At 44.2% G+C, this 19,106-nt stretch carries 14 protein-coding genes; 3 read left to right on the top strand and 11 right to left on the bottom strand.

The window, feature by feature from the left end; all coding sequences use genetic code 11:
- Position 1 precedes the first annotated feature (1 nt).
- From J7384_RS03240 to J7384_RS03200, 9 genes are all read right to left on the bottom strand, one after another.
- Positions 2-1,198 (bottom strand): alginate export family protein, encoded by a 1,197-nt coding sequence (locus J7384_RS03240; RefSeq protein WP_209111429.1) that lies wholly within the window; start codon positions 1,196-1,198, stop codon positions 2-4.
- 86 nt (positions 1,199-1,284) lie between these two features.
- Complete coding sequence (locus tag J7384_RS03235) at positions 1,285-2,139, bottom strand: ABC transporter ATP-binding protein (protein ID WP_209111422.1); 855 nt, start codon at positions 2,137-2,139, stop codon at positions 1,285-1,287.
- Between the two features lie 74 nt (positions 2,140-2,213).
- Positions 2,214-3,164: an ABC transporter permease gene (locus J7384_RS03230; protein ID WP_247741631.1), complete on the bottom strand. Its 951-nt coding sequence runs from the start codon at positions 3,162-3,164 to the stop codon at positions 2,214-2,216.
- Between the two features lie 129 nt (positions 3,165-3,293).
- Positions 3,294-4,700, bottom strand: a complete 1,407-nt coding sequence (locus J7384_RS03225; protein ID WP_209111419.1) for a CmpA/NrtA family ABC transporter substrate-binding protein — start codon at positions 4,698-4,700, stop codon at positions 3,294-3,296.
- A gap of 455 nt (positions 4,701-5,155) precedes the next feature.
- Entirely contained in the window at positions 5,156-5,488 is a 333-nt protein-coding gene (gene nirD / locus J7384_RS03220; protein WP_209111411.1) for a nitrite reductase small subunit NirD, read from the bottom strand.
- Between the two features lie 25 nt (positions 5,489-5,513).
- Positions 5,514-8,078: a nitrite reductase large subunit NirB gene (gene nirB / locus J7384_RS03215; protein ID WP_209111409.1), complete on the bottom strand. Its 2,565-nt coding sequence runs from the start codon at positions 8,076-8,078 to the stop codon at positions 5,514-5,516.
- Between the two features lie 431 nt (positions 8,079-8,509).
- Positions 8,510-8,959 carry a YaiI/YqxD family protein gene (locus J7384_RS03210; RefSeq protein WP_209111407.1) on the bottom strand — a complete coding sequence of 150 codons (450 nt, stop codon included), beginning with the start codon at positions 8,957-8,959 and terminating at the stop codon, positions 8,510-8,512.
- 32 nt (positions 8,960-8,991) lie between these two features.
- Complete coding sequence (locus tag J7384_RS03205) at positions 8,992-9,723, bottom strand: GGDEF domain-containing protein (protein ID WP_209111400.1); 732 nt, start codon at positions 9,721-9,723, stop codon at positions 8,992-8,994.
- Positions 9,724-9,728: 5 nt separating this feature from the next.
- Positions 9,729-10,598, bottom strand: coding sequence for a DMT family transporter (locus J7384_RS03200; protein ID WP_247741604.1), 870 nt, complete (start codon positions 10,596-10,598; stop codon positions 9,729-9,731).
- A gap of 480 nt (positions 10,599-11,078) precedes the next feature.
- Between J7384_RS03200 and J7384_RS03195 the strand changes: the two genes are divergently transcribed.
- Positions 11,079-13,625, top strand: a complete 2,547-nt coding sequence (locus tag J7384_RS03195) for a TonB-dependent receptor (RefSeq protein ID WP_209111398.1) — start codon at positions 11,079-11,081, stop codon at positions 13,623-13,625.
- A 94-nt stretch (positions 13,626-13,719) separates the two neighbouring features.
- Here J7384_RS03195 and J7384_RS03190 read toward each other — a convergent pair whose 3' ends face one another.
- The gene (locus J7384_RS03190; protein WP_209111391.1) at positions 13,720-14,985 is read right to left on the bottom strand and encodes a multifunctional CCA addition/repair protein; all 1,266 of its coding nucleotides are present in this window, start codon (positions 14,983-14,985) and stop codon (positions 13,720-13,722) included.
- Positions 14,986-15,117: 132 nt separating this feature from the next.
- Here J7384_RS03190 and J7384_RS03185 point away from each other — a divergent pair, with 132 nt between their 5' ends.
- Together J7384_RS03185 and J7384_RS03180 are read left to right on the top strand one after the other, a co-directional pair.
- Positions 15,118-16,812 (top strand): AAA family ATPase, encoded by a 1,695-nt coding sequence (locus J7384_RS03185; protein ID WP_209111389.1) that lies wholly within the window; start codon positions 15,118-15,120, stop codon positions 16,810-16,812.
- 99 nt (positions 16,813-16,911) lie between these two features.
- Positions 16,912-17,838 (top strand): general secretion pathway protein GspB, encoded by a 927-nt coding sequence (locus J7384_RS03180; RefSeq protein ID WP_209111387.1) that lies wholly within the window; start codon positions 16,912-16,914, stop codon positions 17,836-17,838.
- Here J7384_RS03180 and J7384_RS03175 read toward each other — a convergent pair.
- Positions 17,835-19,046 (bottom strand): HD-GYP domain-containing protein, encoded by a 1,212-nt coding sequence (locus tag J7384_RS03175; protein WP_209111385.1) that lies wholly within the window; start codon positions 19,044-19,046, stop codon positions 17,835-17,837. The genes J7384_RS03180 and J7384_RS03175 overlap by 4 nt on opposite strands.
- Positions 19,047-19,106 lie beyond the last annotated feature (60 nt).

The following is a 19,106-nucleotide window of genomic DNA, read 5'->3' as shown; positions in this document are numbered from 1 at the left end:
GTTAGAACTTAGCGTTTAACCACAGCCATAACTTGTCGGTATCCACTCTTCCACCTGATGTGTCACCAGCGGAGTAAGTGGCATACTTAGCACCAAAAGTGAAAGTTTTGTTGATGGGACGAACGTAAAGCAAGTTAATTTCATCACCTAAGTCATCAACGGCCAGCGAGCTATCATCGGCAGAAAAGTCGTGATAGGTCGCAACCCATTTACCGCCAAATGCTTTACCGCTAACTGTCGCGTAAATGTCAACCAAGCCCTCATCTGGTGTCGCTAAGAATAGATCGGCAAAACCGTTAAACTTGTGCAAGGTTGCCAGTGGTGTTGAAAAGCCGTACTGACCGTTGTCTGAGCCGAGTAGCTCATAACCTAAAGTAAAGTTAACTTTGTTATAGCTGGTGCCTAACTCTGCGTTAAGGTAGTCGGCTGAAAATGAATTGGCGCCGGCATCGGCATCTTGAGTGGCATATTCAAGTTTGTATTTTACGCCACTGGCTTTGCCGTTGTAGCTAAAACCATAAGTATCGAGGCTGTTATCGGTATTGTTGTCGACTTCTAGCAAGTAGGCGTAACCGACTAGTTTTCCGGTTTTAGTCTTGTAGCTGGCATTGAGCAAGTGGTCTTTTGAATCGAGATCTTTTTCTTCCCCGAAAATGCGATTGCGCTTATCAACATAGGCATAAGTGAAGGTCGCATCGTCTTTTTTGTAGTTTAGACTGGCGGCATCAAAGGTTTGGCGATCTTGACGCCAGCCAACGTGACCGACGAAGCGATGACCGTCGAAAGTAATGACTTGGCGGCCGAGCTTAGCGGTAAAAGCGCCACTTTTATATTGCAGATAGCCTTGGTCAAGCTCAGTGGTTTCTGGATCGGCAATCACTGAACGGAGGCCGGCGTTCTTGCCATTAGTGTCGTTAAAATCATCTACGCCAAGCACAGTACGAGAGTCTTCAAATTCAATTACGGTTGAGAAGTTGTGATAGCTGCCACTTTGATAAGTCAGTCGGCTTCTCAAGGTTAAGCCATTGGCATCTCGTAGGGCATTGTCTTGGTCAACCGTTTCATAACGCAGGTTAAAGTTACCTTTTACAGTCCCTTCACTGAATGCTTCAGCAAGTGTTCCGGCTGCGAGTAATGCCGGGCTTGCTGTTATTGCGATTACACTTGCAATGGTTAATGCTATTTTCTTAAGTTTCATGTTTTCCCTTAATTGTTATAGCGCTCGGTTATCGCTGTTATTATTATTGGCGTGCGATAGCGAGATACTTATGGCTTTAGACTTTGTTAAGCCTGTTTTAGGGTCTCTTTATTGTTTTTTTCTGCTGATTCGCTCTTGCTAGAGCTGGCCATTACTTCAACTTTGCGTTGCTTCTCGTATAAGAAACTCAGCACAGACGAGCGGTACTGGTTGTATTGGGCATCTTGCGCCAAACTGACTCGGTTGCGCGGACGCTCCAAATCTATTTCTAAAATTTCACCGATAGTAGCGGCGGGGCCATTGGTCATCATCACGATGCGATCAGAGAGCAATACTGCTTCATCGACATCATGGGTGATCATAATTACGGTGTTGTTGAGTTCCGCTTGGATTTCCATCAATGAGTCTTGCATGTGGGCGCGGGTTAGAGCATCCAAGGCACCAAAAGGTTCGTCCATTAGCAATACTTCTGGCTGCATTGCTAAGGCACGGGCGATACCAACCCGCTGTTTCATTCCGCCTGAGATCTCATCTGGGCGCTTGTGCATGGCGTGGTCCATGTGGACAAGCTTTAAGTTGTGCTCAATCCAGTCGTGACGCTCGGTTTTGGTCATTTTGTTTTTAAACACTTGCTGAACTGCAAGTTCAACGTTTTGGTAAGCGGTTAACCAAGGCAGTAACGAGTGATTTTGAAACACCACGGCACGCTCTGGTCCCGGTTCGCGGACTTCTTTACCGTTCAGTAAGACGCCGCCGGTGGTGGCTTGATATAGGCCGGCAACAATATTGAGAACGGTTGATTTACCGCACCCCGAATGACCAATGAGTGAAATAAACTCGCCTTTGGCAATTTGTAAGTCGACATTTTTCAGGGCGGTAAAGTCGCCTTTAGGAGTTGGAAAAACCATGTCGATTTTGCTGATATCTAGTAATGTGCTCATTGTCTTGCCCTAAATTCTGTTTTGTATTGTCTTTGCTCTGTCTGGTTTGCTTGTGACGCTTTATTGAGTATCGGTTAAGCACTGACGCTTGATTTGTCCCAAGAGACCATTTTTTGCAGTTGCAACATGGTGCGATCGAGCAAGAAGCCGATAAAACCAATCACGATAACCGCAGCCATAATGCGAGCTAGTGACTCTGAACTACCATTTTGAAATTCATCCCAAACGAACTTACCTAAGCCTGGATTTTGCGCCAGCATTTCTGCGGCAATCAATACCATCCAAGCAACGCCAAGCGATAGGCGCATACCAGTAAAAATCATAGGTACTGACGCGGGTAAAACGATTTTCTTAACATGAGTGAGTGGTGATAAACGCAATACTTTTGAAACATTGACTAAGTCTTTATCTAGTGAAGCAACGCCAAGCGAGGTATTAATGACCATTGGCCACAAGCTACACAAACTGACGGTAATCATTGAGTTGATAAACGATTTAGAGACCAATGGGTCGTCTGAAACATATAGGGCACTGACCACCATAGTGACGAGCGGCAACCACGCCAGTGGCGATACCGGTTTAAAGATTTGGACAATCGGATTAACACTGGCCTGCACGTTTTTGTTTAAGCCCATCAAAATACCCAATGGAATCGCGATAATCGCCGCCAACAAGAAACCACTCATCACTGTCACTAAGCTAGTGATGATTTGATCGAAAAAGGTTTCTTTACCGGTGTAAGCGCGAATTTTTGGTTGGTAGCTTGGATCTTTCGCGACTCGGGCGGCGTTGCGCTTTTCTTGCCTTTGATAAAAAGCGACTTCTTTTTCACCTTCGGTAATGTGGTCTTGGTATAGGCTTTCAAATTGTTCGGCAACCGCGACTGGGCCGGGAAATTTACCGAGAGAAGTATCGATACTTTGTGCGGTAATCGACCACAAAAATAAAAATAACGCAATACCGATGGCTGGGTACACTAAGTTAGTGCCAAAGCGATTTAACGTTGTACTAAGCCACTTTAGCATGGTTTGTCCGGCGGTGTTCTTGTTCAGTGTTGCTGTGTTGGCTGTCATGATAAACCTCGATTGACATTAACGATTGAGTCTTGTGAGAGGTAAGCCAATGACTTACCTCTCTTTTGGGGTAAGCGGAGCTTAGATCTTGTCGCCTTGCTTTAACCCGATGCTGAATTTATTGATGTATTCGTTTGGCTTTTTGCCGTTGTAAACAATGTTGTCAATAAAGTGAGTTTGCGGAGCGCGGAAACCATCTTCCGTTTTAAAGTCAGGAAATTCGTCGACTTTCATGATTTTTTCATCGATTAACGATTGTGCCGCGGCCTGATAAATGTCTGGGCGGTATACTTTTTTCGCTAAATCGTAGTACCAGCTATCCGGCTTGTCTTCAGAAATTTGGCCCCAGCGACGCATTTGGGTTAAGTACCAAATCGCATCTGAGTAGTATGGGTAAGTCGCGTTGTAACGGAAGAAAACGTTGAAGTCTGGTACTTCGCGTTTGTCGCCTTTTTCGTACTCAAAAGTCCCCGTCATACTGTTGGCAATCACTTTATAATCCGCGCCAACATAGTTCGATTGCGATAAAATTTTCACCGCTTCTGGACGGTTGGCATTGTTGTTTTCATCTAACCATTTGGCGGCGCGAATTAAGGCGCGAGTTAAGCGAATAGTCGTGTTTGGGTATTTTTTAGCAAATTCTGCTGAAATGCCGAATACTTTTTCCGGGTTGTCTTTCCAAATTTCGTAATCGGTGACTACTGGCACGCCAATGCCTTTAAATACCGCTTGTTGGTTCCAAGGTTCACCAACACAGTAACCGTAAATAGTACCCGCCTCTAAGGTTGCTGGCATTTGCGGTGGCGGCGTTACTGATAACAAGGCATCTGCGTCTAATTGACCAGAAGTGTCACCTTTGTGCGGCGCGTAGTAGCCGGGGTGAATACCGCCCGCCGCTAACCAGTAGCGCAACTCGTAGTTATGGGTAGAAACGGGGAATACCATGCCCATGTTAAACGGCTTACCTTCGGCTTTGTATTTTTCAACTACAGGCTTTAAGGCGTCGGCTTTAATGGGGTGTACTGGCTTGCCGTCAGCTTGCTTTGGAATATTGGCCTTCATTTGTTGCCAGATTTCGTTAGAAACCGTGATGCCATTACCGTTTAAGTCCATTGAAAACGGCGTGATAATATCGGCTTTAGTTCCGTAGCCCATAGTGGCGGCAATGGGTTGACCGGCAAGCATATGAGCGCCATCTAAACGGCCGTCGATAACGCCGTCGAGTAGTACTTTCCAATTTGCTTGTGCTTCGATGGTGACGTAAAGACCTTCTTCTTCGAAATAGCCTTTTTCATAGGCAATGGCGATTGGTGCCATATCGGTAAGTTTAATAAAACCAAACTTGAGCTCTTCTTTTTCTGGGTAGCCAAGCTCTGCGTAAGTGCTAGGTGATATTGCTGCGCCAATCAGTAGAGCACTGGTGGCAATGGCACTTGAGAGCTTTTTAACTAACCTGTTGGAGGCGGACTTAATTAATAGTTGACTCATAGGTGTTCCTCATAGTTTTATAATTTTGTTTTAACGCGGCAGCAACAAGACAAAAAAAAGCCACAACTAACTCGGAGTAATTAGTTGTGGCTTCTTTGCCAATTAGCACCAACATTGGTGCTTAATAACAAGTTGTTGTCAGCGTTACTTACCATCACTAACACTTGTTAGCTGGCGAATAGAGTTGTAACACATACACAAATATTCTTTTCTTACTAGACATTGCAGCTATGGTGCCAACAATTAAAATTATTTATAAAACAATTGTTTATTTGTTTTTGATACTGTTTTGTAGAGCTTATACTCAGCTTTGTGCACTATTGTGAAACTTAGCTGCACATTGGCAGGGCAGTACTTATGGGGGAATTGGTGGATTGCTTACTGTTAAATCGTAAAAAAGTAAAAAGCTCGGTGGGTTAGACCGAGCTTTAGTTAGTGGTTACATTAGTTGGTAATTAAACCTTTAATTGCACCTTGTCTTGATGAGCGCGCACTTGATATTGCTGAATTGTTGTTTCTGGATCATCCAGACAGGCACCAGTACTGAGGCTAAAGCGCTGTTTATACAAGGGCGAAGCAATGTAAATAGTGTCTTGCTCACTGCCGATTAAGCCTCTCGATAAAACGTTGGCTTTGCCAAATGGATCGTAGTTAGAGAGCGCGTAAAGTTCACCCCTTACTTTAAAAATGGCCACTTGTTCACCATTGTGTAATGCACAAACGCCAGTGCCATCTACTAAAGTATCTACTGAGCAGATAGTTTCCCAATTGTCGAGTGTATCGGTCATGTTATTGTCTCCTGTGCGCTAGTGCTTAGTTGGTAACCGCTAAAGTTGCAATTTCTTCGCCTTTAGCTGCTTTTTGGCGTTCGGTATCGGTGGCTATACGGGCGCGATTTTGGCCGCGTTCACTGACGTAAGCTAAGTTGTCATCGGTGGCGTCTGAGTTGATAAAGTGGCTGAAGCGCTTTAATCGCTCAGGATTGTTTAAGGTCGCTTTCCACTCACACTCATAAGTGTCGATAACTTTTTCCATATCGGCTTCTAGCTCGTCGCAGATATTTAGCTTGTCATCAATAATCACTGATTTTAAGTAGTCTAGGCCGCCTTCTAGGTTGTTCATCCAAGTGGCGGTACGAGTGAGACGCTCGGCGGTGCGGCAGTAGAACATAATAATGCGGTCGATATATTTGATCAGGGTTTGATCGTCTAAATCGATGGCGAATAAATCGGCGTGTCTTGGCTTCATGCCGCCGTTACCGCAAACGTAAAGGTTCCAGCCTTTGTCGGTGGCGATAATGCCAAAGTCTTTACTTTGCGCTTCGGCACATTCGCGGGTACAACCCGAAACTCCCATTTTGACTTTGTGTGGTGCGCGCAGACCTTTGTAGCGCATCTCTAAATTAATCGCCATTGACACTGAGTCGAGCATACCGTAACGACACCAAGTGCTACCGACACAAGACTTTACTGTTCGAAGTGATTTACCGTAGGCGTGACCTGTTTCAAAGCCAGCATCGGTCAGTTCTTGCCAAATCATCGGGAGTTCGTGCAGTTGTGCGCCGAAAAAGTCGATGCGTTGGCCACCAGTGATCTTAGTGTAAAGGTCGTATTTTTTGCCGACTTGACCCAGGGTGATTAAACCTTCTGGCGTGATTTCACCGCCGGCAATGCGCGGCACTACTGAGTAAGTACCGTCTTTTTGCATATTGCCCAAGAAGATGTCGTTGGTGTCTTGCAGTGCGATGTGATCATCGCTGAGCACGTATTCGTTCCAGTAGGTGGCGAGAATTGAGCCAACCGCTGGTTTACAAATAATACAACCGTGACCACTGCCGTATTTCGCTAATAATTCATCGAAAGTTTTGATTTTTTTGGCGCGGATAATATCGAACAGCTCTTGGCGCGAATACTCGAAGTGTTGACAGAGGTTGTTGTTCACTTCCATGCCCATGTTTTCAAGCTCGGCTTTTAACACCTGTTCAACCATAGCACTACAGCCGCCACAGCCAGTACCTGCTTTAGTGCAGCTTTTCAGTTCGCCAAGTTCAGTGGCACCGTCGTGAATGGCGGCAATTAAATCGCCTTTCGTGACATCGTGACACGAACACACTTGCGCCGAATCTGGTAGGGCGTTAATTCCGAGCGCGCCGCCTTCTTGGCCGTCAATCGCCGGTAGAATTAGCGATTGTGGCTGCTCAGGTAAGTCCATGCCTTCGAGCATCATCGGCAGTAAGGTGCCGTAGTTGTCGGTATCGCCGACTAATACTGCACCCAGTAGTTTGTCTTGCTCGGCAGACACGACTAACTTTTTGTAAATCCCTTGGGCGTCGTCGATATAGCTATAGGTGAGTGCGCCCTCGGTTTGGGCGTGAGCATCGCCAATACTGGCCACGTCAACACCCATTAATTTGAGCTTGGTGCTCATATCGGCACCAGTAAAACTGCTGTCGCCACCGGTTAAATGGTCAACCGCGACTTTCGCCATGTTGTAACCCGGCGCCACTAAACCAAAAATACGGCCTTGCCAAAGGGCACATTCGCCAATGGCATAAATATTGTCATCTGAGGTTAAGCAGTGGTCGTCGATAACGATACCGCCGCGTTCACCAATGGCCAGTTCAAAATCACGAGCGAGCTGATCTTGCGGTCTGATCCCGGCAGAATAAACGATCATATCGGTTTCTAAATGGCTGCCATCGGCAAAGTTCATGCGATAGCGACAGTGTTCACCTGCGCTAATGCTTTGGGTGGCTTTTTCGGTGTGAACGTGAACCCCTAAGTCTTCAATTTTCTTGCGCAGTAGTTGGCCGCCAGTATCATCTAATTGTACCGCCATCAGGCGCGGAGCAAATTCAACAACGTGTGAGTCTAAGTTTAAGCTGTGTAAGGCTTTAGCACATTCTAGGCCGAGTAAACCACCACCAATAACAACGCCGGTTTTGCTTTGCTCAGCAGAGGCGGTAATGGCTTCTAAGTCTTCAATGGTGCGATAAACCAAGCAATGCTCGCCATCACCACCTTCAATCGGCGGCACAAATGGGAATGAACCGGTGGCGAGTACTAGTTTGTCGTAGCTTTCAACGCGACCGCTTTCGGTGGTCACGGTTTGCTCGGCTTTGTCGATGGCGACGACTTTGTCGCTGACTATGTATTGAACGCCGTTTGCATCGTAGTAATCTGATGATGTCAGCATTAAATCGTCAACGGTTTTACCGTCGAAATAGCCTGACAACTGGACTCGATCGTAGGCAAGTCGAGGCTCTTCAGAAAAAGTAATAATTTGGTAGTTTTGATATTGCGGATGATTGATCAGAGTTTCAATGTACTTGTGACCAACCATACCGTTGCCAACGACAATAATTTTTTCGGGTGTCATGATAGCCTCTCCAGTGTCTTACTTGACCTTGAGCTTGTCACTTAGGCCTGTGTCGATAACACAGGTTAAATGTCTACCGTGATTTCACCGTTGAAATCACAAATCTGGACGATCACCCTCGTTGGTGTGGTTTCAGTTATTTCATCGTTACTTGTTATTGAGTACTAAAGGTTGTTTGGTACTAAACGCTTGAATAACTGGCAAGCTAGAATGTTTATTGTGAATTAATTTTTCTGATACGCAGCAATTAAAATGCCATCGTCTTAGCGATAAATATTTATGATAAAAATTAATGCTTTAGCTTTTTTATAGACTTGATAACAAGTTAAAAATTACGACTTATGCACTAATTTGGGGAAGAGAATGAACAAATTAGCCCAATAACTGTCAAGCGCAAATGTATTTTTTATCACGTAACGCAAAGCGCTTCTTTAAACGCGCGCTTGTGCTAGCAATCGGTCTAGTTGATTGGCAAAGGCTTGGCGCTCTCGTTGGCTTAATGGCGCAGGCCCTCCTGTTTGAACACCGCTGGCGCGCATAGTATCCATAAAATCGCGAATATTAAGGCGTGACTTGATATTTTCTTTACTGAGCTTTTCGCCGCGAGTATTAATCACATGGCAGCCCAAGGTAATAACTTCGTCAGCTAGCGGGATATCATTAGTTACCACTAAATCGCCTTTATTGACTGAACTGGCAATGTGATCATCAGCAACATCAAAGCCAGAACTGACCACTATGCTACGAATGACTTTTGATGGCGGTACTTTTAAATAATGGTTGGCGACTAAAGTCGTCTCGGTCGCGGTTCTATCAGCGGCACGAAAAATAATTTCTTTGATGGCTACTGGACAAGCGTCAGCATCGACCCAAATTTTCATTTTTTACCTTTTCTATTTGTTGGTTTTAGTTGTTACACAATAACGAGTTTGTCTTTACCTGTGCGTTTGGCTTGATAGAGCGCTTGATCGGCACGCTTGATAAGTTCTTCTAATGACTGAGTACTTGTTGAATTTGTGTGAGTAACACCGACACTGACAGTATAACTGAGCTCAAGGTTATTACACTGCACTGAGCTTTGTCTAATTGCTGTAAGTAGTTCCTCGATCACCGCAGTGGCATCTGCTAAGTCGAGGTCGGGTATACAGATGATAAATTCTTCACCACCAAGACGCCCAGATAAGTCATTGCCTGTTGTTTTAGTTATTATCAGCTTACCGAGTGAAGCGATTACTTGGTCCCCAGCACTATGGCCGTAGTTGTCGTTAATTAATTTAAAGTTATCAATATCTAGGTAAGCAAAGGTTATAGCTCTTTGCTGCTTTTGGTAACGATTAAGCAAGGTACTCGCTCTTTTGATAAAAACAGTGCGAGAGAGCAACTGAGTCAGTTGGTCGTAGGTCGCAAGCTGGCGCATATCGTGTTCTAAACGGGCAACTTTCAACATTAAGCCGATTACATGCCAAGACATCAATGGTGCAATGACTAATGGAGCAACAATCGAAATTATCAAGCCAATCGGACTAATTTTGCCTAAGCCAATCGTTAAAATAGTCAAGGTAATGGCGACAGAGCACACGATTGAAATTAGCGTGATTAATAGCGTTAATCTCAGTCGGCCAATTTTAAGAAGATATTGACTCATCGTGGTTATTTCTTGTTGGTCATAACAATAAAGAGACCTGCAAGCGTTAGCATTGAGGCAATAACTAATTGGTTTGTAATGGCTTCACCGATTAGCACGACACCTGCTAAGGCCGTGATAATCGGCACTGTTAATTGCAATACTCCCGATTGTACCGCCGAATAGTTGGGCAGGACCGCATACCAAAGTGCATAGCCAATTCCTGAAGTGACTGAACCCGATAAAATCGCGTAAATAATACCTGAAGTCGACAGCTGCCAAGATGGCAGTAATAGAACTAATGCTAATAACACTATAGGAATTGAGAGAACAAAGTTATTGCGAGTTACTAGCAGTGGTTTTGTGCTATTTGCGCCAAGAAAAGTGTATACGCCCCAAGCGATACCTGACAGTGCCATCAATAAGCTAGCGACTATGGGAGGTTGTTGCGCGCCTGGCAGTAATAGATACGTGATGCCCGCTAGCGCCAGCAATAAGCCAACCACTTGTTTAATAACGAGAGATTGGCCTTTGAATAAGGCCATGGCAATGAGAGTAATTTGCACCGAAAAAAACAGAATTAATGCGCCAGTTGCTGCAGTCAGCGATATGTACGCGTAAGAAAAGCCCAGTGCATATATAAATAGCGCTATTGCTGGGTACCAAGATGATAATTTATTAGCGGATAGTATTGGTGCTGATTTTGGTGATTGAAATTGACATAACAGCCACAGCAAGACTGCGCCAGAGATCAGCCTAATCGCGGTGAAGCTGAATGGGTCAATATCTGGTGTCGATAATGCCATGCGACAGAGTACTGAATTTCCGGCAAAAGCCACTAGCGCTAACGCAGTTAGCAGCCAACGAGAACTAGTGGAGTGCAATGAATTTGTCAAAACCTATTTGCTTCCGATAAGGAACGATTGCCATAGTGTATATCAAGCCGTTGATGCTGTCTTAATCTTCACCATGCCATTTATGATTTGTTAATTTGTAAACGGTTATGTCATAGAATAAAAAAACATTTACACTTTTTTTGTTTGATAATTATGCAGCATTTGTTGAGTTTTATACGAATTGTTTCGCAGCTGAAAATTAATTGTAAAAACAATGAATACAGAATAAATAAGGGCTTTAGCTGCTTTTTTGTCCGCAATTTAAAAAGAAGAACTTCGTAGTGTAAGCACGCCTGTTCAAAAAAAGAACGGATAATTGCCGAATTATATTCAGAAATAAACTTGTAATGAGAGTTTTGCTGTTTTATAACTAAATTATTGGCTTATTTGAGTAATCACTCAAAAAGACCGATAAATAAAATAATAAAACAAAAAATAATAAATAACTCCGAAGTAATAAATACTGGGAAGGAAAATAACATGTCTATTAAATTTCGCGCTGGTACGCTAGCGTTTGCCGTTGCTGCTGCCTTGGGTACAACCACTACCTATGCACAGCAACAACCTGCTGCCGACGAACAAGAAGTAGAAAAAATCTCAATTGTTGGTACCCGTGCTGCACCGCGCTCTGTTGCAGATTCTGCAGTGCCTGTTGATATTATTGACGGTGCTGAAATTGCTAACCAAGGTCCTTCGGACATGGTATCAATTTTACAAAACGTGGTACCGTCGTTTAACGTAAACGACCAACCAATTAACGATGCTTCAACACTAGTCCGCCCAGCTAACTTACGTGGTCTGGCATCAGACCACACCTTAGTGTTAGTTAATGGTAAGCGCCGTCACCGCAGTGCGGTTATTACGTTCTTAGGTGGTGGTTTATCTGACGGTGCTCAAGGCCCTGACATTTCTGTCATTCCAGCCTCAGCGATTAAGCAGGTTGATGTTCTGCGTGACGGTGCTGCTGCTCAGTATGGTTCAGATGCGATTGCTGGTGTTATGAACTTCACGTTAAAGAATGACTCTGAAGGCGGTTTTATCGAAGCTCGATACGGTGAGTTTTACGAAGGTGATGGCGACAGTGTAGTGATCGCTGGTAATCTCGGTTTACCACTAACTGAAAATGGTTTTATTAATACCTCGTTTGAATGGAAACAGTCAGATCCAACAAGTCGTAGTGTTCAGCGTGACGATGCTGCTGCATTAATTGCTGCGGGCAATACTAACGTAGCAGATCCTGCCCAAGTTTGGGGGTCACCAGAAATTAAGAGTGACTTCAAAATTTTTGTCAACGCTGGCCTAGATTTAGGTAACGGCGCTGAAGCTTACTTATTTGGTAATGTTGCTAAGCGTGAAGTTGAAGGTGGTTTCTATTTCCGTAATCCACATAACCGCGGTGGTGTTAATGATGGTGGTACTGATGCTAATGGTAACCAATTATTATTAGTAGGTGATCTAACGCCAGATATGAGCGGTAACTGCCCAACAGATATTCAGGTTGGTGCCAATGTATTAACTAACCCTCGTTATATTAACGAAGTACAAAACAACCCTAACTGTTTTGCTTTTAACGAAATTTTGCCAGGCGGTTTCACTCCGCGCTTTGGTGGTGAAGTATTAGATACTTCACTTGTCTTTGGTACCAAAGGTGAGTTTAGCAATGAAGTATTTTATGACTTCAGCTTGTCGCACGGTCGTAACGAAGTTGATTTTGCTATCAGTAACACCATTAACCCGTCACTTGGTCCAAACACGCCGCGCAGCTTTAGCCCGGGTAAGTATATTCAACAAGAAGATATGTTAAATATCGACTTGTCGAAACAAGTTGAAGTTGGCTTAGATGAGCCAATTAATGTTGCCGGTGGTTTAGAATATCGCAATGAGTCATATGAAGCCGTTGCTGGTGATCCCGCATCGTTTGAGATTGGCCCACTAGCTTCTCAAGGTTTTGGTATTGGCTCTAACGGTTTCCCTGGTTTATCAGCACGTAGTGCAGGCAAAAACAGCCGTAACTCTTACGCGGCCTACATTGATGTTGAAGCTTATTTAACTGAAGACTTCTTGCTAACTGGTGCTATCCGTTATGAAGATTTCTCAGACTTTGGTAATACTACTAAAGGTAAGGTTTCATTCCGCTGGGAATTTGCTGAAGACTTCGCACTCCGTGGTGCGGTAGCAACCGGTTTTAAAGCTCCTACTATTGGTCAAAACAACGTTCGTAACGTGACCACTGCCTTTGGTACAGATGGTCGCTTGATTGACCGTGCAACTTTACCACCGACTGATCCTATTGCTCAGCAAAAAGGTGCTACAGCTCTAACACCGGAAGAATCTGAAAGTTACAGCTTAGGTTTTGTCGGTCGTTTAGACAATGGTTTATTCTTTACTGTTGACTACTTCAATATCGAACTAACTGATCGTATCGCGACTGCATCTGGTCAGGTTTTAACACCTCAAGATATTCAAACATTATTGGCAAATGGTGTTAGTGATGCTTCGAGCTTCCAAGAAGTTAGCTTCTTTACTAACGATTTTGACACCACTACTCAAGGTGTTGATATCGTAGCTAACTACGACATGGAAATGTTCGGCGGTGAAACTAAGTTTGCCTTTGCTTACAACTGGACGCAAACAGAAGTTGATAGTTTCTCTGACAACATCTCAGAGTTCCGTGTTCGCATGTTAGAAGATAACTTACCAGCTGTTCGTTATAGTTTAACTGCGAATCACTTAAATGGTGACTGGCGCTTCTTAACGCGCTTGCGCTATGCCGGTGCTATCTTTGAAGATCACTTAGACTCTGGTTTACCGTTGGATGTTGGCTCTGAGTTTGTCTTTGATGCCGAAGTTGCTTACCAGTTTACTGATAACTTTAACTTGGTAGTAGGTGCACAAAACTTGTTTGACAACGATCCAGATATTGCCGAAGCATATGATACTGAAGTTGCTGGCTCGCGTTTCCCAACGACGTCGCCAATTGGTATCAATGGTGGTTTCTACTATGTTAGAGGTATTTACAGCTTCTAATAGTTGTTAATTACTAAACCATAAAAGAAGCCGAGCATCGCTCGGCTTCTTTGTCTTTGGGCGATTGATAAATGCTCAAGCCAACATTTAACGATTACACTTGCTCAAGTGTTTGCTGCCATTTTGCCTTAGTTTGGCTGATCACCGCTAAGCGAGCAGACTCCATTGCTTGTTTTATTTCTTCGCCTTTTAAACCTTGTTCAACAAAGCTTTTGGCAACAACAGCACGAGCTTTGGTGCCACATTCAAGCAAGTAATTGGCTTGGCGATATTCAGCTTGTTCAAAATGGGTTCGGCCACGGGCATCGGCGGTGCAACACAAAACAAAGTCTGTTAGCAGTTCAGGCTTTCGCCAAATATCAAGGGCATTAAATACCTTTAAAATAGTCTGAGGCCTAAGTTCAAATGCCTTGTGGCAATGCAAATGATACTGACAGACTTTTAATGCCAAGGTTTTAAAATGGTTTGGTACTTTGAAGCGTTTACAGCTTTTTTCGACCAGAGGCAGGCCAGTACTTTCATGGCCTCGATGGCTCGGCCATTGTTCGGTTGGCGTAATACCTTTGCCCAGGTCATGACACAGTGCAGCAAAACGTACTTCTATTTTATTGGATAACTTAACCGATTGTTGCAATACCATCATAGTGTGGACACCCGAACAAATTTCAGGGTGCCACTTGGCTGGATTAGGCACGCCCCAAAGTGCATCTAGCTCAGGCCACAGTACTTTCAATGCGCCACAGGCGCGCAAAACTTCAAAGAATACTTCTGGGTGGGCTTCAGTTAGGCTACGCTCTAGTTCTGAAAAAACGCGTTCGGCGCTGAGGTCACTAAGTTCTCCTGAGCTCGCTAACTGTTTCATTAAGGTCATGGTTTCATCGGCAACGCGAAAGCCATAACTGTGATAGCGGGCGGCGAATCGAGCAACTCGCAGCACCCTTAACGGATCTTCGATAAAAGCTGGTGAAACATGGCGCAGTAGCCGTTTTTCCAGGTCTTGCTGACCTTGGTAAGGGTCAATTAATTCACCCGATGTTGATAAGGCCATCGCGTTAATGGTTAAGTCTCTGCGCAACAAATCTTGCTCGATAGTGACATCCGGCTCGGCGTAACAAGTAAAGCCTGTATAACCATGTCCTTGTTTGCGTTCAGTGCGGGCGAGGGCATACTCTTCTTTGGTTTGTGGATGAAGAAATACCGGGAAATCTTTACCCACTTGCAAGAAGCCCAGTGATAACATTTGCGCTTGGCTAGCACCGACAACTAAATAGTCGCGGTCTTTAACGGGACGTTCGAGCAGTTGGTCGCGAACGGCGCCACCGACTAAATAAACATTAAGTGAATCTGTAGGCTGAGTCATGGTTAACGGGTTTGGAAGTTTGTCGCTATATTAACATGGATTTGTTGGAAAATTGTTAAGCACTTTGACATCAATGAAATAACAAGGTAGTTTTTCAAACGCTTATCGAATTTCACCCAATAAGAATCACTTATGTACACGGATTATTTTGGCTTATCTGACAGCCCTTTTTCTATTGCCCCCAATCCTCAGTTTTTATTTATGAGTGATCGCCATCGTGAAGCCTTGGCCCACTTAACCTATGGCTTAGGTGAAACCGGCGGCTTTGTTTTGTTAACTGGCGAAGTCGGTACTGGCAAAACCACGGTTAGCCGTTGCCTACTTGAGCAGTTACCGGAAAATACCCAAGCGGCATTTATTTTAAACCCGACCTTGTCTGCACAAGAATTGTTGGCCACTATTTGCGATGAACTGAAAATTCGCTATCGCAAAACTGGCGCGACCTTAAAAACACTGACTGATAAAATTCAAGAAAAGCTGCTGAAGAACCATGCCGCTGAACTTAACACCGTACTGATTATCGATGAAGCGCAACACCTCAAGGCGGAAGTGTTAGAACAGTTGAGGTTACTGACTAACCTCGAAACCAATACCAAGAAATTACTGCAAGTGATTTTAATCGGTCAGCCGGAATTACAGCAATTGTTGCAGCGTCGTGACTTGCGACAATTAGCCCAGCGCATTACCGCTCGTTATCATTTACTACCACTGAATAAACAAGAAGTTGAGCACTATATTCGCCACCGATTGTCGGTGGTTAACTGCCAACAGGCCTTGTTTACTCCGTCGGCAATTCGCACTATTCATAAGCACTCAAAAGGCATTCCAAGACTGATTAACTTAATTTGTGATCGCGCTTTGTTAGGGGCGTATGGCGCGAATAAGTCACAAGTTGATAAAAAGTTAGTGCTCGGTGCTTGCCAAGAAGCACTGGGAGTTGAATACCAACCTAAACCTTGGTGGCAACATAAGCTTGCCTTGGTGGCCGGAGGCGTGAGCTTAGTAACTGTGCTTGGTGCATTTGGTTATGGTCTGGGTTATTGGTTGTATGCCGATCAACAAAGTGCTCGGCCAAGTGCGGGTCTGAGTGAAAATGGCAACGCTCAATTGTCCGAGCAGCAAGCACATAAAAGCGCACTGCAACCACAAAATTGGCAAATAATCGCCAATCAGCATCAAGACTTGGGGCTAGCGGTAGAACAACTGTTTCAGTCGTGGCGCGTAGTGTTAGATGAAACCATCACTGAGCCATGCCAGCTAGCCCAATATTATGATTTAGCGTGTTATTGGCACAAGGGCAATTTAAACAGCTTGGCTCAGCTTAACTACCCCGCGGTACTTAAGCTTTATGACCAACAAGGGCGAGCGTTTTATGGAAATTATCAAGGGCAGGTCAGTATCAGCAGGTCAGCTAATAGCAAACAAGTTAGTGCAGCTCAAAACATTCACACTTTAGAACAGGCCGATGTTAATTTTGGTCAAGTGGGTTATCAACTCGATTACGCTTGGTTTAATCGCTATTGGCGCGGTGCTGCCTTAGTGTTTTGGCCAGCACCAAAAAACAATGCCGGTGAATTTGTTGAGCAAATCGATCAAGGCAGTGAGCTTGCGCTTATTCAATGGTTAGAGCAAAAATTGAGTGAACAGCAACAGCGACCCGCGCGTCAAATTAGCGAATTTGACCCGCGTTTAGTCAATCAATTACAACAGTATCAGCGCGAGCATGGTTTGGTATTGGCAGATTACGCCGATACCGCAACTTTGCTATCATTGGCTAATACAGTTGAACAAGGTTTTCCTGTATTTTTGAAACAAGCTTTAAAGTAAGCGCAGCAATAGAATAGAAGCTTATAGTGGCAATAAACTAAACTATCAATCAGGCAAAGGTTTAGTGAAGGTCGTGTTTAAGCAAAACAACAGAATTTTATGTCTTATATTTTAGATGCTCTGAACAAGGGCGATAGTAACCGAAAACCAAGTGATAATGTTCAGCGAAATAACCACGGTCAGCGTGATAACGTCGATGAACAGGCAAGTATTGTTCAGCCAACCATAGCGATTCAATCGAGTAGTAACTATACGTTGCTATGGGGGCTATTGTTAACTGCCGCGATATTTTTAGCGTTAGTGGCCGGTTACTGGGTTGGTACTAAGCAGTCAGTGGGTCGTGATACTAGTATGAGTGTTGCCGAACAGGCATCAAGTACAACCACTAAATTGGCCAATCAGCCAGACAGTAGCCCTGTTAATGGACAAAGTCAGAACCAAACGAGTGTTCAGCAGAGCTATGTTGCTAATAGTGATGCAATTAACAATAGCAAAGTGAAACTCGCGGCTGAGGATTATTTTGAGCGTCCACCGCGGAAAGTTGTATCTTCAGAGCAAACTAAAAGCGCTGAAGCCCCAGCTGTTAAAGAACAAGCACCTTTGATTCTGGGCGATCCAAGGCCATACCAACAAGCACAAGCAAATAAGGTAAATGACGAGTTTAAAGTGAAAGCCGAGGAGGGCGTTTCAGCTGATTTACTGGCCCGTTTTCAAAGTGCTATTGACGAAACCGCTGTTGTTAGTTCTGAGCCAGAAAGCGACCAAACTCAAGAGCCTAAGGTAGTCACTACCAAAATTCACGACTTACCGGTTGTCACCCAAAACGCGTTGCCGAGCATGGATTTTGAAATGCATATTTTTTCCAGTGAGGGTAGTAGCTGGGTCAAGCTCAATGGCAAGGAGCTTAATGCAGGTGAGTGGTATAACAATGATTTACAACTGGTTGATATACTGCCACAAACCGTGGTTATGTCTTATCAAGGCCAGCATTTCTCAATGCCGGCACTGTCTAGCTGGCAGAATTAACCTTGGAAAAAGGCGAGTTTAAAGAAGCCCAATAAGTTGAGATCAAACTCTTCAGGCTTAATACAGCATTCGATTTGGTCTTGGTATTTAGCCACTGATAAATCGAGCTCTTCGATGGCAATAGTTTGGTTGAGTCGAGTGTTGTAAAACACTTTAACAATTGGGTTTAGTGGCTTGCTCTTATTGAGTTTACTAATTAAACCCAATTTACCACTGGTCAGTTTAACCAAGGTTCCGACTGGGTAGACCCCCAAACATTGAATAAACTGCTCAACTAGCTCTTGGTCATAACCGTTATTAGCTTCGGCTCTGAGAATTTTAAACGCCTGAATTGGGTACATGCCTTGTTTGTAGACGCGATCTGCGGTCATGGCGTCATAACTATCGACAATCGCGATCATGCGTGCGTATTTGTCTAAGTCTTCAGCACCGAGCTGGTTTGGATAACCTCGACCATCAAGGCGCTCGTGGTGGTGTTGAACTATTTCTAACGCTAATGGTGGAATTCCCGGCTGCTGACGAACAATTTCAACACCGTAATTGACGTGGCGTTTCATTTCTTCGTATTCAGCATCGGTAAATTTGCCTGGCTTGTGTAAAATGTGATCAGGGACTTTTATTTTGCCCAGATCATGTAAAAACGCGCCAAGGGCTAGTTGCTCGATAATATCTTTACCTAAACGCAAGTGTTTGGCAAAAATACTCATTAAGATCGCAACATTAAGCGAGTGCTCAATCAAGTATTCATCTTTGATGCGCAGTCGAGACAAGCACGAGAGCGCATCGCGGTTGCGAAATACCGAATCAACGATAGCATTGGTGGTTTGATTAACTTCTTCGATATTGAGCTGCTTATCTTGGCCTATATCGTGAATTAGCTTCATCTGTAAGCTTTTGGCATCGTCAAAGAGTGCACGTGCCTTGTGAATTTCTGAGCCGAACGAATGACTGTCTTGATAGATATCTGGCTCTGGCGCTTTTGGTTTTTGCTCCTGCTCAGGTTTTTCAGCAGCCTCGTTAACCTTGGTTTTACTCGGGTCAATTTCGACTTCTTTTATCCCTGATTTGATCAATTTGTCGACGGTTGCTTGCTTGAGTATGTAACCTTCAGATTTAACTTTAACGTCTTTCTTAGGGTTGACCACTGAAACGACGTACATACCCAGCTGTAAGTCCGATAGAGCAATTCTTTGAAGTTTGTTTTCCATAATGACCGATCTGACAAAAGTAGTGCAAAAAAGGATTATCGCCAAAAAGCACGTGGCAAT

This window comes from Endozoicomonas sp. G2_1 (assembly GCF_017744155.1).
GTDB lineage: Bacteria > Pseudomonadota > Gammaproteobacteria > Enterobacterales > Alteromonadaceae > JAGHQT01.
The sequence above is the reverse complement of the archived record's forward strand: the minus strand, read 5'-3'. Positions and strand labels throughout refer to the sequence as shown.

Bases quoted from the DNA above. Each gene is read 5' to 3' on its own strand.
- J7384_RS03185 (WP_209111389.1), top strand. From the start codon at position 15,118: ATGTACACGGATTATTTTGGCTTATCTGACAGCCCTTTTTCTATTGCC.
- J7384_RS03180 (WP_209111387.1), top strand. From the start codon at position 16,912: ATGTCTTATATTTTAGATGCTCTGAACAAGGGCGATAGTAACCGAAAA.
- nirB (WP_209111409.1), bottom strand. From the start codon at position 8,078: ATGACACCCGAAAAAATTATTGTCGTTGGCAACGGTATGGTTGGTCAC.
- J7384_RS03210 (WP_209111407.1), bottom strand. From the start codon at position 8,959: ATGAAAATTTGGGTCGATGCTGACGCTTGTCCAGTAGCCATCAAAGAA.
- nirD (WP_209111411.1), bottom strand. From the start codon at position 5,488: ATGACCGATACACTCGACAATTGGGAAACTATCTGCTCAGTAGATACT.
- J7384_RS03235 (WP_209111422.1), bottom strand. From the start codon at position 2,139: ATGAGCACATTACTAGATATCAGCAAAATCGACATGGTTTTTCCAACT.
- J7384_RS03225 (WP_209111419.1), bottom strand. From the start codon at position 4,700: ATGAGTCAACTATTAATTAAGTCCGCCTCCAACAGGTTAGTTAAAAAG.
- J7384_RS03190 (WP_209111391.1), bottom strand. From the start codon at position 14,985: ATGACTCAGCCTACAGATTCACTTAATGTTTATTTAGTCGGTGGCGCC.
- J7384_RS03205 (WP_209111400.1), bottom strand. From the start codon at position 9,723: ATGAGTCAATATCTTCTTAAAATTGGCCGACTGAGATTAACGCTATTA.
- J7384_RS03240 (WP_209111429.1), bottom strand. From the start codon at position 1,198: ATGAAACTTAAGAAAATAGCATTAACCATTGCAAGTGTAATCGCAATA.
- J7384_RS03195 (WP_209111398.1), top strand. From the start codon at position 11,079: ATGTCTATTAAATTTCGCGCTGGTACGCTAGCGTTTGCCGTTGCTGCT.
- J7384_RS03175 (WP_209111385.1), bottom strand. From the start codon at position 19,046: ATGGAAAACAAACTTCAAAGAATTGCTCTATCGGACTTACAGCTGGGT.
- J7384_RS03230 (WP_247741631.1), bottom strand. From the start codon at position 3,164: ATGCTAAAGTGGCTTAGTACAACGTTAAATCGCTTTGGCACTAACTTA.